Source organism: Burkholderia sp. Bp8986, from assembly GCF_003854225.1.
Lineage (GTDB): Bacteria > Pseudomonadota > Gammaproteobacteria > Burkholderiales > Burkholderiaceae > Burkholderia.
In genome coordinates, this window is record NZ_QTQM01000041.1 from 47349 (window position 1) to 67174 (window position 19826).

Below are 19826 nucleotides of genomic sequence, written 5' to 3' on the forward strand. Positions count from 1 at the left end.
CTGCGAAAAATAGCAGGCAGGCGACGGATTCCGCCAAGATTTAGGCGGACGCCGCCATTCATAATCGGACACCATGCAGAAATATGCCGCGTCGCTGCACCGGATGCGATGGGACACGCTTCTGAATAGTGGGTCACATGGTTCATACCTAGCTGCCACTCGGCGATAGGGATCAAGCCCTAGCCTCACGCTAGATTACGCATCATTACACTCGTACGTTATGCTTCATACGGGCTGCCATCTCACGCAAGCAGACATATCGAAACAATCGGTTTATGAAAACCCCGCAACCGGGCTGAGACTGATCATCACTCCGAGTGGAAGAGAAAATTCGGTTTACTTGCAGCGGAAAAAATATGCACATATGTAAGAAAATCTCCTGCATTTTCCTAACGCTTGGAATTTTCTTGGCGAACGGTACGGCGGTAAACGCACAAAGTGGATCAAATAAAGGGCAAACGCGACGCCAATGGAGTAATGTTGCAATGCCTGCGGGGACATTGACATCTCCGCAGTTGGGAGCTGCACACGGAATTGATGGTAGGCCAACAGGTGTTCTTGGCCGCAATAATGGCAAAGCTTCGGCGAGCAGCGGCCAGGCACGGAACTCAATAAGTACCTCCCGGGCCCCCGCAAACCCGTTGCTCGGTGCACCGAAAGATTACGACGAGCGGTATAGCGCGAATCTCGGTGAGGAGCTTGGTGGAAAGCAATTCGCTGACTCGTCGGAAGGTTACAGCCGAACGCCGGTGGAGCGATTGCTCTCGCCAGAATCCGCCACGCGTGTTGCTAACTACGCCGGACAAAGTAATCAGGGAAAGGGCTTGGCGCGGAAAAATACGGCGGCCTCAATATCGTATCGTGCTTCGTACTCTGGTTCGGCTGGCGGCGACCACGGTACGATTGGAAGAAGCGGCGTATACCGCTCGCCTTGGTGAATGAATCAAGTGATCGGCAGTGTGGCTTAGTGCTACAGGGCCCGTCTCAAGAGTCAAGTGCAACGGTTAGTCCATCGTCTTATTCACATCTCGGCGCTCCGCCCGCTTGCAAAGCCGGGGCGGACCATACATTTTTGCCCGGCCGTACTCGACTGCTTCGCGGAGAATCTCGTTCTCCATGGTCTTCTTGCCGAGCATCCGTTGCAGCTCACGAATCTGCTTGAGCGCGTCGGCCAGTTCTGAGGCGGGAACCACTTCCTCGCCGGCCTTGACCGCTGACAGGCTCCCGTCCTGGTACAGCTCGCGCCAGTGGAACAGTTGGTTCGGATTCACGCCGTGCTGGCGCGCGGCCATCGAAACCGATTTCCCCGGCTCGAAACTCTCGCGAACCATCGCCAGCTTCTGCTCCGCCGTCCAGCGCCGCCGGCGCTCTGGGCCCGTCAACACTTCCATCACTTCCTGCCTGGTGTTAGTCAAAAACACAGTCTTATGCCTAACCGTTATTGAAAGTGGGTGACTGTGTCCGGCGTTTCAGGGGGCTGCTCCACGAAGCATGGTACACATGCCGGTCGGTACGTTGTGCCGCCGGGTTGGTTTAACACCTGGCCTTATAGAGGCTTGAGCCGTATGCGGGGGGAAAACTCGCACGTACGGTTCTTGGGGGCGGCGGCGCAACGCGTCGTCGCTATCCGACAATTGTTGTGCATTATGTCTTCGAAGCAACTCCCCGAACTCACCTCACCATCACTCGGTGAGTTGCGCGACCTATGGCGCCGCTACCCGGAGGGACATGACGTGCGCGCACTGATCGTCGAGATCAGTCGCGCGCGGAAGAACGTCGCCGAGGCCGAGGTGTACCGGCGGATTGTCCAAAAAGTGTGGAATGAGGAAAGCGGCGGAAGCACCTCGTGGCGCTACACACGCTGCTGCGGCTGCTGAAGGATATGGCGAGCCGAGGGGCGAGATGATCCCGTGCCTCCTTCTGTTACCCCTGGTCGGACGATGTTAAGGAAGCGCCGCCGGGGAAGCCGGAAATGGGTTGCCCATGTCGGTGGTGGCGAAGACGAAGCGCAGCGTTCGTGAAGCCAAAATGGGCCAGAAATCAGGCCCCTTGCCGGAAATGAGAAGACCTCGACGTTACGCAGCGGATGACGCCTAGCTAATGTCCGAAGAACTACATGGCGGCAGCGCTACCCTTTGACACTCAGCCGCATCGTGCGCCAAATTCGCCCAGAAAAGCCGAGCGTTAGGGAGCGCACGCCACCGCAACGGACTACAGGAATCAGACACGTGAGTACACAAGCACATCCGGGAGGTGCGCTACCGGCCCTCACAAGCATCCGCTTCTTTGCCGCACTTACTGTATTGCTGTCGCATTTCACCCAGCTTGGTTTGCTTGGCCTTTCTGACCGATTTCTCGCATTCGTCGATGGCGGCCGGCCGGCGGTGTCCCTGTTTTTCGTGCTGTCGGGTTTTATCCTCACCTATACCTATTACGAATCTATAGGGCACGGTGATGCGCGCCACTTTTACGTGGCACGCTTTGCGCGAATCTATCCCGTCCTGATACTGTCTCTCATTATTGCCGTGCCAGTCACAATATATGTCCTGCACCCTAACAATGCGGCTTTTCTTCTAAATTGGTACGCCACCAAGGATAATCCGCATATTACGGTTTTTACGAGCCTCGTCGCGCAAATTCTCGTGTTGACAGGATGGCTCCCATTCGCGTCCATAAATCAACCTTGGAATGGTCCGGCGTGGAGTATCTCGTGCGAAGCTTTCTTCTATGCGCTTTTCCCATGGTTACTTCGCAAGTTGATGGCAAATCGAATTTCGGGTGTCGCGCTTATCTGCATCGGTCTCTGGGTATTGCAGGGAATTTGGATATTCCTGATAGGGAAGTTCGTTCCTATCGGTCGAAAAGGATTTCTGATCTCCCAGTTTCCAATAACCCATTTGACGGAGTTCGTCATGGGAATTGGCGCCGCACTCTATTTCATTCACGCGCACCGCAAGGGAACCGCAACACATCTCGGCGGAGTTATTCTCGTTTCCGCGTCTTTAGCAACCATTGCTCTTTTGGCCGCGTACCAGCCCGTCAGGCCGGCGTATTACCTACAGTCACCGTTATTCGCAGCACTCATCCTTGGTTTAGCCCTCATCAAGCGCCCGGTACTCGGAATGCTGCACCGTCGTTCGCTGGTTCTCCTCGGTGAAGCAAGTTTTTCTCTTTACTTGATTCACGTGCCGATCGCGCATAATGCTCAGATTGCCGGGGTTCATAAAAACCATGGATGGATCATACTTTTGATGGCGATTGGCCTGAGTATTCTGGTCTTCCGCTACTTCGAGGAGCCGATGCGGAAGCTAATACGACGCGGATTTGCAGACCGTCCTGCGATAGCGGTTCGCCAATCGTCTCAGCTTACGTGACAAGACTCAGGCCTAAACAGGAAGGACGGAGTAGCATACTGCACTTTCCCGAATTAGCGCCTGATAACTTCAAGAATCCACCATATGCCATGTAGGCGTAAACATGTAGCACCTTTGCCGACAGTTCACATGATGTGGGCGGTAAAATCTGGCCAAATCTTCAGCTCCCGCGGCCACCCTGCACCAACACATCACCGACTAGTCTCATCGAGCCAGTTTTATGACGCTCGATCGCATTCCATATGAAATACCATCCCGACAACAGAACCGGTGCAAACGTTAGGTGAGACGGCGCTCTCAAAATCTTCCGAAAACTATTTACGGGAGAACTCTGCGGTGAGACCAGGAGCGTTCTGACTTCTATTGGCGACAACCGTCCTGGCTTCGCACTTCGCGAGTGCAAACATTAGCGTGGCTTACGTATATATGTTCTTTTCGCTCAATGTATATTGGGTCTCCGAGATGTGGTCCAAGAAGTATTCGGAAACCAGATTGCCCTACGTGACTTACATCAACCAGCACGGCCACCTTGTACGGGGTTGGCACCCTTCCAGTACTGGCAGCGACCTATGCGATTTCGCACACCATTACAACTTGGCTGGACCGCCCCTCAATTCTCTGCGAACCGAGTTTGTGCGACGCCGGCTAACCCGAGTGGCAACTGCTGCAGGAGCGGCCTGAAACCTCTCTAACCGTAGCTGTGGTTGATGGGCGGTAACCCAACCCGCCGTCTTCGGCGCAAACTGCAGGCGCCCCACCGTCAAAGACTGACGATCTTGGCCGACGAGGACAGACTGCAGTACTAATCCGCCAATAATCAAGGTTGGCCGGTCTGCCTTGGTACGATCTACTACCAACCAGTTAGTCGCCGAGTAGCCACTCCATGGAAACAAGTCGTCGCCTCGCCATTAAGGCCTTGGTTGCTGGTGCCGGGCTTGCTGCCTCAGGCGCGAACAGTGCTGAAATGGTCGCTTCGGAACAATTCTCACCGATTTCCGAGGAATTCGGCGCTACGCGCTTCCAAGCTCGTGGAGACGGAAAAACTGACGACACCGCCGCATTACAACAGTGGATCAACTACATCGTCGCGAACAAAAAGCGTGGCACACTGGGATCCCGCACCTATCTGATTTCTGCTCCTTTAGACATACCGGCCGGCTATTCTTGGGCGATCGATGGTGACATCGCTGGCGGGACGAAAATCATCCAAAAAACGGATAACGTTCCAATTTTCAACATTGGCGCCACTGGCCCCACGCCGTTGACGCACTCTTGGCGTATATCGAACATCGAGTTCGACTATGTTAATGAACAGCCGGCTTCCAATGAAAGTGCGAACCCCATATTGTTCTCGGAGATGGTTTGCGAATTTTCATTGACGAACCTGCGATTTTCTCGCGGCTGCTATGCCATAAGCGTGAAGACCGGCGTCGGTGGTCCGTGGGGCGGCCAATGGGATGAACTTGTCTTTGCCGGTGGACTTACCGGTGGCGCAATGCAGTGGACTGGTTGTAAGAACGCGGTACCTAATAACAAGTGGGGCCGCCTCTTTGTTGACTGTCATAAAATGGTCGGCCCAGTCTTCAAGGATATCAAAGGATACAACTGGATTATTGACACAATTGAATTTATCGCTGCGCAACGCGGCGCGCAGCTCATGTCGATACAGGCTGGCTCGGTCTGCTCGATCGGCGCAATGAAGCTTGAGAACGGAATCTATCGAAAGGCAGGATGCCTGCTAAGCGTTGCAACCGGTTCACATATCAAAATCGATCAATTCAACATCGGTGGAAACGCGATGATTCTGCATCCGCAGGACGGCCCGCTGACAATATTTTCCACCGGTGTCGGTGGTCCAACAGGGTCGTTCGACCTGAACACGCTGGTCGCGGGTGCGACTGATTTTGGCGGTAACATATTTGTAATCGGAGGGGCGAAAGGTCAAATGCGTATTCACGGCATGACGCTTGACAACCACTCGTGGCAAATTTGCGATAACGCGTCCACCCCGACGGGCGATTCGTTGACAATTGACCAATTCAAGAATGATCGCGCCACGCAGAACATTGGAGATCGTGATTTTCCTGTATCGCTGGGCGACCCAAATATCGTGTCATTTGAGAGTAAATTTAGTGCTCCTCGTACGCTCGAATTACCGTCGACAGCAAATCAAATGTTCGGAGGCTTGTACTACGAGGTGCGGCTTTATGGAGCCGTCAACGGCAACAACACGCTGACCATTCAATCTGGACAAAGGACGATCTTCGTCGCGAAGAGCGACAAGTTTTCTATGCGTTTCGTGTGGCGCAGAAGCGCCGTAGGTGCAAACGGATGGATCATGACGCGCTACGAAGCGCTGCCATGATTTAACGTCAAGTCTGTAAAGGACAGAATGCGAATTAAGTACATACCTATCCTAATGCTGTTTTGCATTGTTCCGCTAGCGTTCGATTTTAAGAGTGATGATGGCGGTGGACATGCAGCCCAGATCGTACTTGTGGTTCCGGCGTTGTTGTCGGGCCTTCTGCTCGCACTTATCGGTCCCCGCTTCCGCAAGTCTTCCACGTTGAGGTCGTTCGCAACCATCGCCGTAACCCTAACGGTAGCCGGAAGTATTGTCCCACAAATACTCCAAAGCAATGACCTAGGAAATTATCTGCGCGTGCTCCTTTCATTCTTGTTGTTTATGATCGGATTCTATATTGGCTGCCACCCTTGGGCCGATGACAGACTAAGGCTTTTTCGCCGCGTTATTTTCGCAAGTATGGTGCTGTCATTAATTTTAAGCTTCACGTACGGGGCGACATCCGCCGGATCAGTTTTGGATGCTCGCTTCAAGATCATCTCGCCAGTGCTGCTTGGGTTACAAGGCTTTCTTCTTTACGATATCGTCACAAAGCGGTCAGCTACTCGAATTGATGTAGTCGTCTTCACTGCCACGCTTGTCGTGGAATTGCTGAGCGTCACTCGAAGTCTAATACTGGGGACCATAGTCCTGTTTTGTTTTTCTACTTGGCTCGCTTCGCGGTCACTTCCTCATTTATCGAAATTACTAATACGCACAACTACTATAACCATATTTGCAGCGATTTTCGTCGGTGGAGTCACCTGGATAATTTCGCCCTCTGTTTTAGAGCATTGGTCGCAACGGATTTTTTTTTCTGAAACAACATCGAATGGGAAAGACCCGACGACGCTATCCCGGCTTGCTGAGATCGAAGATCAGTATGACCAGGTCACGTCAGGTGTGCAGAATTTAGTCTTCGGGATGGGCTACGGTCACGAGTTCCACTTTTCAGAAACATACTTTTACGACCTTCTAGCGACGCGCGCTTTCTCTGAAGACATCCTCAAGAACAGAGCTTCATGGGAAGCGGGGCACAATTTTTGGATATATCAGCTTTTCTCCGGCGGCATCGTCTTTGGCATAGCATTACCAGTAGCAATTCTGCTGGCATGCTTTTTGTGCGCTTTCAAATATAGACGCATCAACAGAATTCCACAGAACGAAGGGCACCTCGATTCGTTGGGGCGATATTTGATGGTCATGGCAGGAATGATTGTCTCTACGATTGGCGGAAATCCGATCGGGCCACGATACAGCGGGCTTATTTATGGGTTGGCGTTTGGACTCATGTTGGCCTCGTATAGTCGCCTGTCCTTTCCGCGAGCGCTCCAGTCATTCCGCTCAATCGGAGGGGTGCCCCGAGTTAATGTCGGAAATGGTGTACAGCGGGTAGTCAGTGGGAGATGAGAAGGGGGTGGCAGTTGACTGAGAATGTTGCTTTCTCAGGGTAACAAACCAGCAACCAAACTCCACCACCATGGCGAAACCTACGCAGGAAGCAAACGGCAATCAAGCAGCGGGAGCGGAATTGAAGGGCCCGGCCTGGACGAGCTGCCCCAGTAAGGCGCGCGACAAATCATTCACTGGCGATCGAGGCGGAATTGGCGGTATTGTCGGAACGGTACGAGAACGTGGAGACGCTAAGGGGCCGGCGTGCCTGGGGCGCAATGGCTCTCTGGCCGAGCGCGAAGTCATCACGGCCGTCAGCACCGGTGCCAGTGCGAGTGCGAGTGCGAGTGCGAGTGCGAGTGCGAGTGCGAGTGCGAGTGCGAGTGCGAGTGCCGAAGATACGTTCGGGCTCGCGCGTGAAGTTCAATTCAAGCCTCGTTCCGCCGTATGTTCGTCGCTCGCCGTAGGTATCGGCGGCACTACCGTGGTTGTATTTGTGCGAGATCTCTACGGGCGACATGAGCGAGGCCCTCAGCGTGCTGATGAGCGAGCAGACTCGGGGCCTGCCGCCGAACGTCGTGGTTCGACTGAAAGCGCAATAGGCCGATGAGTTTCGAACGGTGGAACAAACGCGACCTGAAAGGCTCGCGCTGGGTCTACTGGTGGGCCGGTGGCATTCACACGGGCGCGCGCAGCGAAGACAGCAACGGCCAGTGCCTGCTGGCGATCATCGGCGTGAAGCCGCACGGCAACTTCCCGGCCGAGCACGGGCAGCATGTGAGGATGAGCCACCCGATCGAATCGACGTTCGCCACCCTACGTCATCGCACCACGCGAGCGAGTAATTGTTTGTCGCGCGCGACGTTCCTGGGCATGGCATTCAAGCTTGTCGAGTCGGCTGAGCAGTCGTGGCGTCGCATTCAAGGCGCCGAAAGAATCGAGCAGCTTCTGAAGGACGTGCTCTTCGACGACGATATGCCGGTGACCGAAAGCGCGCCGGTTCAGCAACCGCTTGCCGTCTGATCGTGCCCACGCCGCGCATACACCACTCTTGACATTAACTCCCGCGACAGTACTACAAAAATTTAGATTTAGTAGAAGTTTGACGTCGAAGGCTTGCTCATCGTAATTTGCTGCTTCTATCCCAGACACTCGGAGTAAACGCCGACCAGTTTTTCAACGTATTGGTTCCAGTTATGATTATCGGTGGCGGCGAGGCTTGCCTGACGAGAAAATTCCCTGAGCCTTTCAGGTGCGCTAGCCATCTCGTCTATTGCGTTGGCCAGTTCGGTGGTGGAAGCGGCCGGAATGATTTTGCCGCTACGGTTATGTTCGATGATCTCCGCAGCTCCGGATTCGCGTGTCGCGACGATGGGGAGTCCTGTAGCCAAAGCTTCGCATAGCACTACCGCCAAACCTTCTTCAAGGGAGGGCAGCACGAAGAGATCGGCCGAATTATAGTGCTCGTTGAGTTGTGCGTTATCAACGTGTGGAATGTGCGTGAAGAGATGCCGATATGGCTCCAGTAAGAATTTGATCTGAGGATCAATTTTTCCGATCAGAGTGACATGAAATCGCTTGTTATTGAGTTGCTTGACGGCCTCCAGGAGGTAAAGCTGGCCTTTTCGCAAGTTGATTTGTCCGACGCACAATATATCGAAGCGGTCTTTCGGGTTTTCGCGTTGATTTAATGGGTGAAATCTTTTCACATTGGCGGCATATGGGATCACTTTTATTTTGCTCGCCGATACCCCTTGCTGAATGAATGAATCTCGTACGATCGCTGACGGCGCGAGTACGCAATCGTACATTTCTAGTTCTTCGATCAATCTCTTTTGCTGTCGATTAATTCTGTTGACGTGTGGAAGCCCTCGCTTGTTCTCCTCCATGGTGAGAATGTTGTCACGATAAATTGGATGTGTATTGACAACCTCGCCGATTATGATAGAGCCTTCACGTTTTGCGGTCTTGACAACTTGTCGCGATGTGCCGTGCGCCATGACGTGTAGCACTTGAGTCGGCCGCCAATTCAGACGTACTCCAAGTTGCCAAAGATCGTGATATGCCGGATAGAGCAAGTCATTCAACCGTCCCTTTAGCATTTTCGCGTGTGCTCGGACGGCATATTCCTTTGCCCAAACATTGACAGCGCGGCCGCGCGCCAGCGAGAACGCGGAATTATGTATTTTGTGGGAGTAGTAAAATGTATCTAGAATTCCGGACTTATCTAGATTTTCAATGTAGTTGTGGAAGTGGAAGCGACCGCAAACTGCTACACTAACCTTCATGATTCGATGCTCCGCAAAATTTTTTTGTTAGGTTAGAATGGGCGGCGGGGATTTATTCATTGAATTTATAAAAATTTAATTGTATCGGTCCTGCTGGCAACAGGACCTTATGAACAAGTGGGTTATCTGTATGGTGCGCTGCACACAGTGTCCGGCTTTATATCCAAAACCGCTATTCTTAAGTTCTCTGAACGGAGTTCACTTCAGTTGCTGGCTCGAGGTCTGGATGTAGACCCCAAGCCAAGAAGTTGCACGTTCACGCCCTTGCCACGCTCAGCGTCCTAACTGCCTCAGACACTCCCCGCACACCAGCCCGCCCAATACTGCAATACTCGACCCCCAACTCCCGCATAGTCTCCGGCTCATAAAGATTCCGCCCATCGAAAATCACCGGCTCGCTGAGCAACTCGACGAGCGCTGCAAAATTCGGGCTCTTGAACACCTTCCACTCTGTGACGATCACGAGCGCATCGGCCCCTGCAGCGGCCTCTTCCGACGTCGTTACGAACTCGAGCCGCGAATGCGCATCCGGCTCGTCACTCAGGTCGAGTGCGAACACACGCCGCGCCTCATCCGTCGCGACGGGATCGTAAGCACGCACGCTGGCACCGCGCTTCAAAAGCCCGGCCACCAGCTCACGGCTCGGCGCTTCCCGCATATCATCGGTATTGGGCTTGAACGCGAGTCCCCACACCCCGAACGTGAGCCCCGACAGATCATCCCCGAAGCGTTCCGAGATCTTCTCGAGCAGCACCTTCTTCTGCGCGTCGTTGACCGCCTCGACGGCTTCCAGAATGCGCAGCGACTGCCCATACTCGGCAGCGGTTTGCACCAGCGCTCGTACATCCTTCGGAAAACACGAACCACCGTAACCCACGCCGGCGTAAAGGAAGTCATACCCGATCCGCGGATCCGAACCAATCCCCCGGCGCACGGCCTCGATATCCGCGCCGACGCGATCTGCAAGATTCGCGAGCTCGTTCATGAACGAGATCCGCGTCGCCAGCATCGCATTCGCCGCATACTTGGTGAATTCCGCCGAGCGCACGTCCATGTAGCGCGTACGTTCGTGATTGCGGTTGAACGGCGCATACAGCCGCTTCATCTGTTCGCGTGCATGCTCGCCGGCCTCGTCGGCGTCGGTGCCGATCACGATACGATCGGGCCGCATGAAATCGTCGACGGCCGCGCCTTCCTTCAGGAACTCCGGATTCGACACGACCGAGAATTCGTGGCGCAGGCCGCGGCGGGTCAGCTCGGTTGCGATCGCATCGTGCACGTGCAGCGCGGTGCCGACCGGAACGGTCGACTTGTCGACCACCACCTTCGGCCCGCTCATATACCGTCCGATATTGCGCGCGGCGGCGAGCACGTACTGCAGATCGGCGGAGCCATCCTCGTCGGGCGGCGTGCCGACCGCGATGAACTGGATGTCGCCGTGCGCGACGCTGGCCTCGATGTCGGTCGAGAACTGCAGCCGGCGGCTCGCACGATTGCGGTCGATCAGCTCTTTCAAGCCGGGTTCGTGAATCGGTACGCCGCCGTCGTTCAGGATATCGATCTTGCGTTGATCGACGTCGACGCAAAACACGTCGTTGCCGATTTCGGCAAGGCATGCGCCCGTCACGAGGCCTACGTAACCGGTACCGATGATGGTGATTTTCATGTTGCCGTATGGAGAGGAATCGATTGCGGGTTCAAAAATCCGGATGCCGTGCGCCTGACACGTCGGCATTGGACGGCTCGGGACGCAATGCGCGCAACCTGGTGTCGAAATCGCTCAACACCGCGTCACGCGACAGGACGGCCTCGGCGAATCTGCGCCCGGCCTGTCCCAGGCGGGTGCGCTCGGCCGCATTGGCGGCGAGCGCGTCGATACTCGATGCAAGCGTTTCGGGATCGCCCGGCGGCACGACGATCCCGCGCGGTGCGACCACGTCATGCAGCTCGGTTCCCGGGCTCGCCATCGCGATCACGGGCCGTCCGCTCGCGAACATCCCGGTCAGCTTCGACGGCATGACGAGGTCGGCAGCGTCGGCGCGTTGCGGGAGGACGTGAATGTCGGCCAGGTTCAGTAGCTCGTTGAGCCGGCCGATAGGCTGCAGCTCGATGAAGCGGCAGTTCCTGAGGCCGCCGCAGCGCATGAGTAGCTCGGCGCGCGCGGGCCCGTTGCCGCAGAAGACGAACACCAGATTGTCGCGCGATACGAGTCGTTGAGCCGCGTCGGCGAGAATATCCAGCCCTTGCTTGGCACCCATGTTGCCGGAATAGAGCACCACCGTCGCGGCGGGAGAGATGTACAACGCCGTTCGCAGCTCGCTCGGCCGTTTGAGCGGATAGATCGAGTGGGTGTCGGCCCAGTTCGAGAAATGCACGAGCTTGCTCGAATGAATCCCCTTGCGCAGCGCGTGCTCGACCATCTTCCCGGAGATCGTCGACACGGTATCGAAGCGCTTCAGCAGCGTACGCTCGATGGCAAGCACGGCGCGCTTCAGCAGAGATCCCTTGAGCATTCCGAGGCTGAACGCCGCATCGACCTCGTAATCCTGGATATGGATCCACGCGTGGGCGCCGGTCAACCGTGCGACGAGCCAGCCGGCTGGCGCGTTCAGCAGGCTCGGCGCGATGCACACGACGACGTCGGGCCGCCAGAACGCATGCCGCAGCATGACGGGGAAGCTCGAAAGCGCGAAGCTCGCGAGATGCGCGATGCGGCGCGCACCGCTCGGTCGCGACGGAACCCACAACGGTGCGCGCCAAAGCGCGACGCCGCTGCGGCGTTCGGTCGAGTAGCTCAGCGCCGAGTAGCCGCTGGCGACCCGCCATTCGGGGTAGTACGGCGGTGCACACACGACGCGCACGGTATGGCCTTTTTCGACGAGCGTTTCCGCCATTTCGGCGGTGTACTTGCCGATGCCGGTCAGCTCGGGCGCGTAGTTGATGCCGTATACGAGGATCTTCATCGGCTCCCAGCGAAAGATAAAAATGGTGCGGTGCGTTATAAGCGCATTGTCGGTAATGCTTATCGTGCGAGTCCGACAGAATGTTGATCGGTGCCGCCAATCGTCTGCGGCGGCCGTGCGAATCGTGGGCGAGATTGCACGCTGCGGGCAGCGTTACCCGATGCGGCAGACAGTCGTCAGAAAAGACGCGTGCAAACCAGCGGCGAATACATCTCGATCGCCGCCTGAATCGGTGCGTGATATCCGTAGGCGAGGGCGGACACGGCAAGCGTCGAAGCCACGGCGAGCGGACGCATGGCCGGCGGCAGGATCGGTGCGTCCGTCCATCGTTTCAGCAACACGACGGTAACGAGCGCGCCGAGCATCCACCCCGCGATCACCTCGGACGCGCTATGTGCATCGTCGCGTACGCGTGCAACGCCGATCGTCGCGGCGAGCACGAGCCCCGGCAACAGCGCCGGGCCAGGGCGAACGTTCCACCCGTCGTGCAACATCAGCAGGCACGCCATCGGCCAGACAGTCGCGGCAAGCATCGTATGCCCGCTGATCATGCGGAAGTTCATCGAGCGGATCTGCAACCCGCATCCGGCATAGAGAACTTTCGTCAGTCCGACGGCGAGCATCGCGACGGCAAGCAGCACGACCCACGACAACGCAATGCGCCAGCCATACATCGAACGAGTGAGCCACACGAAACAGATGGCGGCAAGCGGCAGCGTCAGCGCCGCGTCACCGAGGTTGCCGATAGCGAGCCACATGTCCGGTCCTCGCTGGACGAAACGGAGTTATCGATCGCTCGTGGGATGAAAAGCCGGCAACGCGATGCGCCGCGCGTCACCGCGGCGCACGATCGGCATCAGACGACCAGCTGTTCCGACATCCGCGCAAGCAAATACCGCTCGAAGTCCGCCGCAACCTCCGGATGCCGCAGCGCGAACTCGATCGTCGCCTTCAGGTACCCGAGCTTGCTGCCGCAATCGAAGCGCGTGCCGTCGTAGCGGTACGCGAGCACCTGTTCATCGGTGAGTAGCGACTGGATCGCGTCGGTCAATTGCAATTCGCCGCCCGCGCCGGGTTTGAGCCCGCGGAGATGCTCGAAGATCTTCGGTTTTAACACGTAACGGCCGACCACGCCGAAGTTCGACGGCGCATTCGCCGGTTCGGGCTTCTCGACGATGCCGGACAGCTTGAAGAGATCGTCTTCCCAGCGCTTGCCGTCGATCACGCCATAGGATTTCGAATCTTCAGGAGCGATTTCCTCGACCCCGATGACCGACGCGTGATAGTGATCGAAGACGTCGATCATCTGGCGTAACACCGGCTTCGGGGCATCGAGCAAATCGTCGGCGAGGATCACCGCGAACGGATTGTCGCCGACGAGCTTCTCCGCGCACAGCACGGCATGACCGAGCCCGAGCGCTTCGGCCTGGCGCACGTAAAAGCAGTCGACATGGCTCGGCTTGATGCTGCGCACCAGCGACAGCAGCTTGTCCTTGCCGCGTGCCTCGAGCTCCGCCTCGATCTCGTACGACTTGTCGAAATGATCTTCGATCGCGCGCTTGCTGCGGCCGGTCACGAAGATCATCTCCGTGATGCCCGCTTCGATCGCTTCCTCGACCGCATACTGGATCAATGGTTTGTCCACGACCGGCAGCATTTCCTTGGGACTGGCCTTGGTGGCCGGCAGGAACCGCGTGCCCAGGCCGGCGACCGGAAAGACGGCTTTCGTCACTTTCAACATAGTGGTAATTCCATGAGTTCGGAATGAAGAGCAGACAACGTCGAGGTGCGATGTCGGTGTCCGGACGCAACAAGAGATTCGAAGTCGCACAGGACGCAATTGCCCGGCCGCGCACGTGCGATTCGGGAAATCCTAATGTGTTCTGAAATAAAGCGGCGACTGAATCTTGGACGAATCCGACAGGTTGATTGCGAAACCATACGTTGGCGCAAGAATTATTTTGAAACAGTGTGCAAATGGCCGGCTCGGCGTTATATAGCGGATGACGGCTGTCGTTTGTCGACAGGCGTTCGCTTGGTTGGGATGCGGTTCGAAGCGAAAGCCCGGAACCCGGTCGGATTTTTGCAGATGCGAGTGTGTGCCGATGCATCGCGTTCACGGGCATGTCTTTAGGAGAGCGTGATGACGGAAGAGGATGATATTTGCCGGGCGTTGGGCGCACTCGATCCTGCCTATCTCGAACTGATGCAGCAGATGTTGAAGATCGATTGCGAGGTCGCGGCACGCGAGTTGGGCATCTCGAATCAGATCGCGTCACGGATCATCGCGCTGACGCCAACCGAGATCGAAGCGCTGGTCGGCCGCGAATCGCAGCCGTAGCTGGCAACGCTGGCGTCGTCTCGTCGCAACACCTGCTGGCAAATGTGCGGGCCGGATTGCGATGGTGGCCCCGCTGCCGGGAGCCGTCGAGTTTCCGGCATGCGTGGACGAAAACGCGCCACGGTCCCGCTATATGCGAAGGAAGAAAAAGAACCGAACGAAATATATTTAGCGTTGAAACGCAATTGCCAAACAGAAGGGCGAAAGTGGAGTCACCATGACGCATTCGACCATAGACACCATGACGATATCCGAACAACGGCAGCGCACCGGCTGGGCCGGTGTCTGGCTTCCATGCACCGATCCTCCCGCGCAACCGATGTGGTGTGAGGGCCGATGGCCGGGACATCCATACGGCTTTCCCGTGTATTGGGACGGTACCAAATGGTGCAGCAAGATTTTCGGCGCCCGCGGGGATTTCTGGCGCGAGCGCGTGATACGGGCTGCATAGCAGGCATCTGCCGGCGGCGCTGCTCGTTCCGGCAAGGATTTGGGTGGGCCGGCGATCTTCACGCGACTTTGCCGAACCGCATGTCGCCGGTCTGTCGTGTCGTGCTTTCACGAACGGAAATACGGGCAACCCGCGAGGTGGCGGATTACCGCTAGGTTTTGTCCGCTCGTCGCCGTGCGCGACACGTAGAGTGCGGGGCCGAAACTCCGCGTATTGCCAATACGCGCGCTGCGGCCGGCTGAATGCAATCACCGTCCAAAATCAGGAACGCCCATGCCCGAACAGGACGACATCTTCGACGCGATTGCGGAATTCAACCGTTCGTATCTGACGCTTGCCCAGCGCTTGCTGCAAGCGGATCGCGAAGCGGCGAAACAACAACTGGGCATGTCGGATGAGACGGCTGCGATCGTCGCCGCATTGACGCCGGCACAGATCGACGAACTCGCCGAGCGTCGCGAACTGTTCTGCGAATTCCGCGCGGAATCCTCGCCCGGCCGGGCCTGATACGGCAACCTTTCCAACGTTTCATGCGTCGCGCCGCGCACGAGCCTGGCCGTATACCGGCTTGCATGTCCGCGACCGATCGCAGCTCGGCTGCCGCCGAGGCCGCAGCCGTCAATTGTCGGCAGTGGCCGATAGTTTGGCGTTTTTCGGCTAGATATCGAATCCCATTCGTCTAATTGGATTCGCTACGATGCGCAAAAACGCTGTTGCCACGATGTCCGCACGCGAAGCACACGATGCGGCCACGCCGATAATTGTCTTTCACCGGGGATTCGTCGTCCATGCAGGGAATGTTGGAGCATCTACTCGAGCGCCAAGTATCGATCCAATGGCGCGGCTTCCTGGAGGCATTGGCCGGTGAATTCACCGATCAGCTCGATCGGGACGAGCTGAGGCAATTGATGGCGCGCATCGGCATGCGCTTCGCAGCCGCGCATCCACTTGGCCCTTGCGAATCGACGGACGATCTCGCGGATGCATTGAATGCCCGCTGGCGCGACATGCAGTGGGGTTACGCCGAACTGTCCGACGAACACGATTTCCTGCGCATCGTTCATTACGCCGCGCCGTTGCGCGCGTTCGGCGACGGCTGTCTCGCATGGTCTTCCGCCTTCCTCGAAGGCGCGTATCAGGGCTGGTTCGACAGTGTCGGCGCGACCGGTTTGCGCGTGACGCAGGACGTCGCGCCGCCGGACGACTCGCGGATCGAGCTGCGTGTTGCGCGCGCAAAGAACTGAGCGACCGGGCCGGCCGGAACTTTCGCGACAACCAATGGGCACGCTATGTCGACTTCACGGGATATCGAATCGTTGTTCAAGCGTTTTGGCGGCGATGCCGGACGCTATCACGAAGTACGTGCGGAAGCGGATGCCGAAGTGGCCCGCGCGCGTTGGCCGCTGCTCGGCGGTGTCGAATTGCGCGCGAGCGCGTCGCAGGGGCAGCCGGGCGCAGGGTCGCCGGACAGCGCGGATAGCCTGCGCAAAATCGTACTGGCCGACACGCGTGCGTTGCCTGCGTCCGCGCAGGATAACGGCGGGCGGGAACCAGCATCCGGCACGCTGAAGAAGCTGGTCGGCAGGCCGGCGGCATCGGATGGCACGGACACGCAAGGTCCGTCACAGCCGCTGGTTCGGTTGTTCGAGCGGCTGCGCACGGAGCCGACGGGAGAGGCGCCGAAGAAGCCATCGGTGTGGACCGGCCGCTCATGAAAATCGTCGCGATCGCTTCGGCAAAGGGCGGCGTCGGCAAGACGACGCTGGCGGCGAATCTCGCGGCCGTGTTGGCGGCGTCGCGGCGCCGGCGCGTGAGCGTGGTGGATCTCGATCCGCAGAATGCGCTGAAGCTGCATTTCGGCGTGCCGCTCGACATGACCGACGGGCTCGCCCATGCCGCGCTCGACAGGCTGAACTGGCCGGCCGTGGTCGTCGACGGGATCACGGTGTTTCCGTTCGGCCTGGTCAGCGAAACGGATCAACGCCGCTTCGAGCGGCTGCTCGACCGCGATCCATCGTGGCTCGCGCACGGGCTTGCCGCGCTCGGGCTCGGCGACGACGACATCGTGATCATCGATACGCCGCCGGGCACCTCGGTATACATGCGCGCCGCGCTGACGGCCGCGCATTTCGTGCTCAAGGTCGTGCTCGCCGATGCGGCCTCGTACGCAACGATTCCGCAGATGCGGCGGATGCTCGACGCGTATGCCGCGAGCCGCGCGGATTTCGTGGGCGACGGCTACGTGGTCAATCAGGTCGATCAGTCGCGCGAGCTGGGCCGCGATGTGCTGCGCGTGCTGTGCGACAGCCTCGGCGCGGCCCGGTTCGGCGGCGTGATTCACCGCGATGAAGGAGTCGCGGAATCGCTCGCGTCCCGGACGACCGTGAATCGCTACGACCCGCGTTCGCAGGCCGCCGCCGATCTGAACGCGTGCGGTGCATGGCTCGAGCGCGTGCTCGATCGGCGCGACACCGCGCGGAGCATCGCTTGAGCGCCCGCGGGGAGGTCGCGCGGCCGTCGGCGGTCGACCGGTTCGTCGATGCATTGCCCGGGAGCGGCTGGTTCGTCGCGCTGCCGGTGGCCGCATGCACGCTGCTGGCGCTGTATTTCGTGTGTACGGTGCCGCTCGACGCGATCGGGCAGCTCGTGTTCGCCACCTGCTGCATCGCCTGTTCGCTGGTGGTCCGTCGCCTGGGCGGACGCTATGCGACGCTCGTGATGATCGTGCTGTCGGTGGTGGCCACCGGCCGGTACATGTATTGGAGATTGTCCGGCACGCTGGTGTGGTCGCATCCGCTCGACGCGGTGTGGGGCACGCTGCTCGCGGCGGCCGAAGTCTATGCGGCGGCGGTGCTGATCCTCGGCTACTTCCAGACCGCGTGGCCGCTCGGGCGCAAGCCGCTGCCGTTGCCCGCGTCGCGTGCGCATTGGCCGAGCGTCGACGTGTTCATTCCGACGTACAACGAACCGTTGAGCGTCGTCAAGCCGACCATCTACGCGGCGCTCGCGCTGGATTACCCGGCCGACAAGCTGTCGATCCACGTGCTGGACGACGGACGTCGCCCGGAATTCCGCGCGTTCTGCGAGTCGGTCGGCGTGCACTGGACGATTCGCGATCACAATCGCCATGCCAAGGCCGGCAACCTCAACGAAGCGTTGAAGATCACCGACGGCGAATACATCGCGATCTTCGATTGCGATCATGTGCCGACGCGCTCGTTCCTGCAGATCTGTCTAGGCTGGTTCATTCGGGATCCGAAGCTGTCGATGCTGCAGACGCCGCATCACTTCTTTTCGCCGGACCCGTTCGAGCGCAACCTCGGCATTTTCAGAAAGGTGCCGAACGAAGGCGAACTGTTCTACGGACTGGTGCAGGACGGCAACGATCTCTGGAACGCGACGTTTTTCTGCGGATCGTGCGCGCTGATGCGCCGCTCGATGGTGGAGGAGATCGGCGGCATCGCGACGGAGACGGTGACCGAGGATGCGCACACCGCGCTCAAGCTGCATCGCCGCGGCTATACGACGGCCTATCTTGCGATACCGCAGGCGGCGGGGCTGGCCACCGAGAGCCTGACCGGGCACATCGGCCAGCGCATCCGCTGGGCGCGCGGCATGACGCAGATATTCCGCATCGACAACCCGCTGTTCGGGCGCGGACTGACGCTGAGCCAGCGGCTGTGCTACCTGAACGCGATGATGCATTTTTTCTACGGGATCCCGCGGCTCGTGTTCCTGACCGCGCCGCTGTCGTTCCTGTTCTTCGACGCACATGTGATCCATGCCCCGGCCACGATGCTTGCGCTCTATGCGCTGCCGCACGTCATCCATGCAAACGTGACGAACTCGCGGATGCAGGGCCGCTTCCGGCATTCGTTCTGGGCCGAAGTCTACGAAGCCGTGCTCGCGTCGTACATCGCGCTGCCGACGATGCTTGCGCTGATCAATCCCCGGCTGGGCAAGTTCAACGTGACGGCCAAGGGCGGACGCATCGACCGCGGCTACTTCGACTGGGCAGTGTCGAAACCGTATCTGAGCCTGGTGGTCCTGAACGCGATCGGCCTCGCGGTGGGCGTCCTGAACCTGTCGCTCAACCGTCATGTCGGCAGCGAAGTCCAGACGACGGCGTTCAACCTGGCATGGACGACCTACAACATCCTGATTCTGGGGCTCGCCGTCGCGGCGGCGAACGAGCGCCGGCAGGTACGCGTGTCCCATCGTGTCGCGGCGCGGATTCCGGTCATGCTGCGCTTCGCGAATGGCCGGACGCTGGCATGCGAAACGCGTGACTACTCGGAGGGCGGGATCGGCGTGGCAGTCCCCGACGATGCGCGCATTCCGCGTGGCGAACCGGTGACGGTATCGCTGTTTCGCGGTATCGAAGAGTACGCATTTCCCGCGACGGTCGAATACGTCGAACCGGGGCGCGTCGGCATCCGGTTCGAGAGCCTGTCGCAGCAGCAGGAGTTCGATCTCGTCAGTTCGACCTTTGCCCGAGCCGACGCATGGATCGACTGGACGGACGGCCGCCGTCCCGATTCGCCGCTGCGTGCGTTCCTGCATCTGTTGAAGGTCGGCGTGCAGGGCTTGCTTCGCCTGATCGCGCGCCTGTACGCGGACCTGCGCGTGTACGCGCGTGGCGGCCGCAGCAACGAAAAAAAATAGCATGAGGC

Annotated in this window: 15 protein-coding genes and 2 pseudogenes; 11 read left to right on the top strand and 6 right to left on the bottom strand. The window is 58.4% G+C overall.

What is annotated here, in order from left to right:
- Window positions 1-1029: 1029 nt before the first annotated feature.
- Window positions 1030-1391, bottom strand: a pseudogene (locus tag DID99_RS28445) (transposase); the annotation flags it as partial.
- A gap of 342 nt (window positions 1392-1733) precedes the next feature.
- On the opposite strand from DID99_RS28445, the gene DID99_RS37435 reads away from it, so the two are divergent.
- From DID99_RS37435 to DID99_RS28465, 5 genes and pseudogenes are all read left to right on the top strand, one after another.
- Window positions 1734-1877: a hypothetical protein gene (locus DID99_RS37435; RefSeq protein WP_185733831.1), complete on the top strand. Its 144-nt coding sequence runs from the start codon at window positions 1734-1736 to the stop codon at window positions 1875-1877.
- A 351-nt stretch (window positions 1878-2228) separates the two neighbouring features.
- Complete coding sequence (locus tag DID99_RS28450; RefSeq protein ID WP_260444721.1) at window positions 2229-3374, top strand: acyltransferase; 1146 nt, start codon at window positions 2229-2231, stop codon at window positions 3372-3374.
- A gap of 883 nt (window positions 3375-4257) precedes the next feature.
- Complete coding sequence (locus DID99_RS28455; RefSeq protein WP_124667993.1) at window positions 4258-5739, top strand: hypothetical protein; 1482 nt, start codon at window positions 4258-4260, stop codon at window positions 5737-5739.
- 27 nt (window positions 5740-5766) lie between these two features.
- A complete protein-coding gene (locus DID99_RS28460; RefSeq protein ID WP_124667994.1) occupies window positions 5767-7128 on the top strand; it encodes an O-antigen ligase in 1362 nt (453 codons plus the stop codon).
- A gap of 120 nt (window positions 7129-7248) precedes the next feature.
- Window positions 7249-8133 (top strand): annotated as a pseudogene (locus DID99_RS28465) (transposase).
- 116 nt (window positions 8134-8249) lie between these two features.
- Here the strand turns inward: DID99_RS28465 and DID99_RS28470 are convergent.
- From DID99_RS28470 to galU, 5 genes are all read right to left on the bottom strand, one after another.
- Window positions 8250-9398, bottom strand: a complete 1149-nt coding sequence (locus DID99_RS28470) for a glycosyltransferase family 4 protein (protein ID WP_124667995.1) — start codon at window positions 9396-9398, stop codon at window positions 8250-8252.
- Between the two features lie 256 nt (window positions 9399-9654).
- A complete protein-coding gene (locus tag DID99_RS28475; protein ID WP_124667996.1) occupies window positions 9655-11064 on the bottom strand; it encodes a UDP-glucose/GDP-mannose dehydrogenase family protein in 1410 nt (469 codons plus the stop codon).
- Window positions 11065-11095: 31 nt separating this feature from the next.
- The gene (locus DID99_RS28480) at window positions 11096-12361 is read right to left on the bottom strand and encodes a glycosyltransferase WbuB (RefSeq protein WP_124667997.1); all 1266 of its coding nucleotides are present in this window, start codon (window positions 12359-12361) and stop codon (window positions 11096-11098) included.
- Between the two features lie 176 nt (window positions 12362-12537).
- On the bottom strand, window positions 12538-13119 hold the full coding sequence (locus DID99_RS28485) for a phosphatase PAP2 family protein (protein WP_124667998.1): 582 nt from the start codon (window positions 13117-13119) through the stop codon (window positions 12538-12540).
- 98 nt (window positions 13120-13217) lie between these two features.
- Window positions 13218-14102, bottom strand: a complete 885-nt coding sequence (gene galU / locus DID99_RS28490) for a UTP--glucose-1-phosphate uridylyltransferase GalU (RefSeq protein WP_124489822.1) — start codon at window positions 14100-14102, stop codon at window positions 13218-13220.
- Window positions 14103-14504: 402 nt separating this feature from the next.
- Here galU and DID99_RS28495 point away from each other — a divergent pair, with 402 nt between their 5' ends.
- The 6 genes from DID99_RS28495 (at window position 14505) to bcsA (ending at window position 19818) form a co-directional block, all read left to right on the top strand.
- Window positions 14505-14702 carry a flagellar transcriptional regulator FlhD gene (locus tag DID99_RS28495; protein ID WP_124668007.1) on the top strand — a complete coding sequence of 66 codons (198 nt, stop codon included), beginning with the start codon at window positions 14505-14507 and terminating at the stop codon, window positions 14700-14702.
- Between the two features lie 724 nt (window positions 14703-15426).
- Window positions 15427-15660, top strand: a complete 234-nt coding sequence (locus DID99_RS28500) for a flagellar transcriptional regulator FlhD (protein WP_124668008.1) — start codon at window positions 15427-15429, stop codon at window positions 15658-15660.
- A 281-nt stretch (window positions 15661-15941) separates the two neighbouring features.
- The gene (bcsD, locus tag DID99_RS28505) at window positions 15942-16397 is read left to right on the top strand and encodes a cellulose biosynthesis protein BcsD (RefSeq protein ID WP_124668009.1); all 456 of its coding nucleotides are present in this window, start codon (window positions 15942-15944) and stop codon (window positions 16395-16397) included.
- Window positions 16398-16442: 45 nt separating this feature from the next.
- Complete coding sequence (bcsP, locus tag DID99_RS28510; protein ID WP_124489819.1) at window positions 16443-16868, top strand: cellulose biosynthesis protein BcsP; 426 nt, start codon at window positions 16443-16445, stop codon at window positions 16866-16868.
- The gene (gene bcsQ / locus DID99_RS28515) at window positions 16865-17644 is read left to right on the top strand and encodes a cellulose biosynthesis protein BcsQ (protein ID WP_124489818.1); all 780 of its coding nucleotides are present in this window, start codon (window positions 16865-16867) and stop codon (window positions 17642-17644) included. Before bcsP ends, bcsQ begins: the two co-directional genes overlap by 4 nt.
- Window positions 17593-19818 (top strand): UDP-forming cellulose synthase catalytic subunit, encoded by a 2226-nt coding sequence (gene bcsA, locus DID99_RS28520; protein ID WP_124667999.1) that lies wholly within the window; start codon window positions 17593-17595, stop codon window positions 19816-19818. Before bcsQ ends, bcsA begins: the two co-directional genes overlap by 52 nt.
- Window positions 19819-19826 lie beyond the last annotated feature (8 nt).

Bases quoted from the DNA above. Each gene is read 5' to 3' on its own strand.
- DID99_RS28455 (WP_124667993.1), top strand. From the start codon at position 4,258: ATGGAAACAAGTCGTCGCCTCGCCATTAAGGCCTTGGTTGCTGGTGCC.
- DID99_RS28460 (WP_124667994.1), top strand. From the start codon at position 5,767: ATGCGAATTAAGTACATACCTATCCTAATGCTGTTTTGCATTGTTCCG.
- DID99_RS28470 (WP_124667995.1), bottom strand. From the start codon at position 9,398: ATGAAGGTTAGTGTAGCAGTTTGCGGTCGCTTCCACTTCCACAACTAC.
- DID99_RS28475 (WP_124667996.1), bottom strand. From the start codon at position 11,064: ATGAAAATCACCATCATCGGTACCGGTTACGTAGGCCTCGTGACGGGC.
- DID99_RS28480 (WP_124667997.1), bottom strand. From the start codon at position 12,361: ATGAAGATCCTCGTATACGGCATCAACTACGCGCCCGAGCTGACCGGC.
- DID99_RS28485 (WP_124667998.1), bottom strand. From the start codon at position 13,119: ATGTGGCTCGCTATCGGCAACCTCGGTGACGCGGCGCTGACGCTGCCG.
- galU (WP_124489822.1), bottom strand. From the start codon at position 14,102: ATGTTGAAAGTGACGAAAGCCGTCTTTCCGGTCGCCGGCCTGGGCACG.
- DID99_RS28495 (WP_124668007.1), top strand. From the start codon at position 14,505: ATGACGGAAGAGGATGATATTTGCCGGGCGTTGGGCGCACTCGATCCT.
- DID99_RS28500 (WP_124668008.1), top strand. From the start codon at position 15,427: ATGCCCGAACAGGACGACATCTTCGACGCGATTGCGGAATTCAACCGT.
- bcsD (WP_124668009.1), top strand. From the start codon at position 15,942: ATGCAGGGAATGTTGGAGCATCTACTCGAGCGCCAAGTATCGATCCAA.
- bcsP (WP_124489819.1), top strand. From the start codon at position 16,443: ATGTCGACTTCACGGGATATCGAATCGTTGTTCAAGCGTTTTGGCGGC.
- bcsQ (WP_124489818.1), top strand. From the start codon at position 16,865: ATGAAAATCGTCGCGATCGCTTCGGCAAAGGGCGGCGTCGGCAAGACG.
- bcsA (WP_124667999.1), top strand. From the start codon at position 17,593: ATGGCTCGAGCGCGTGCTCGATCGGCGCGACACCGCGCGGAGCATCGC.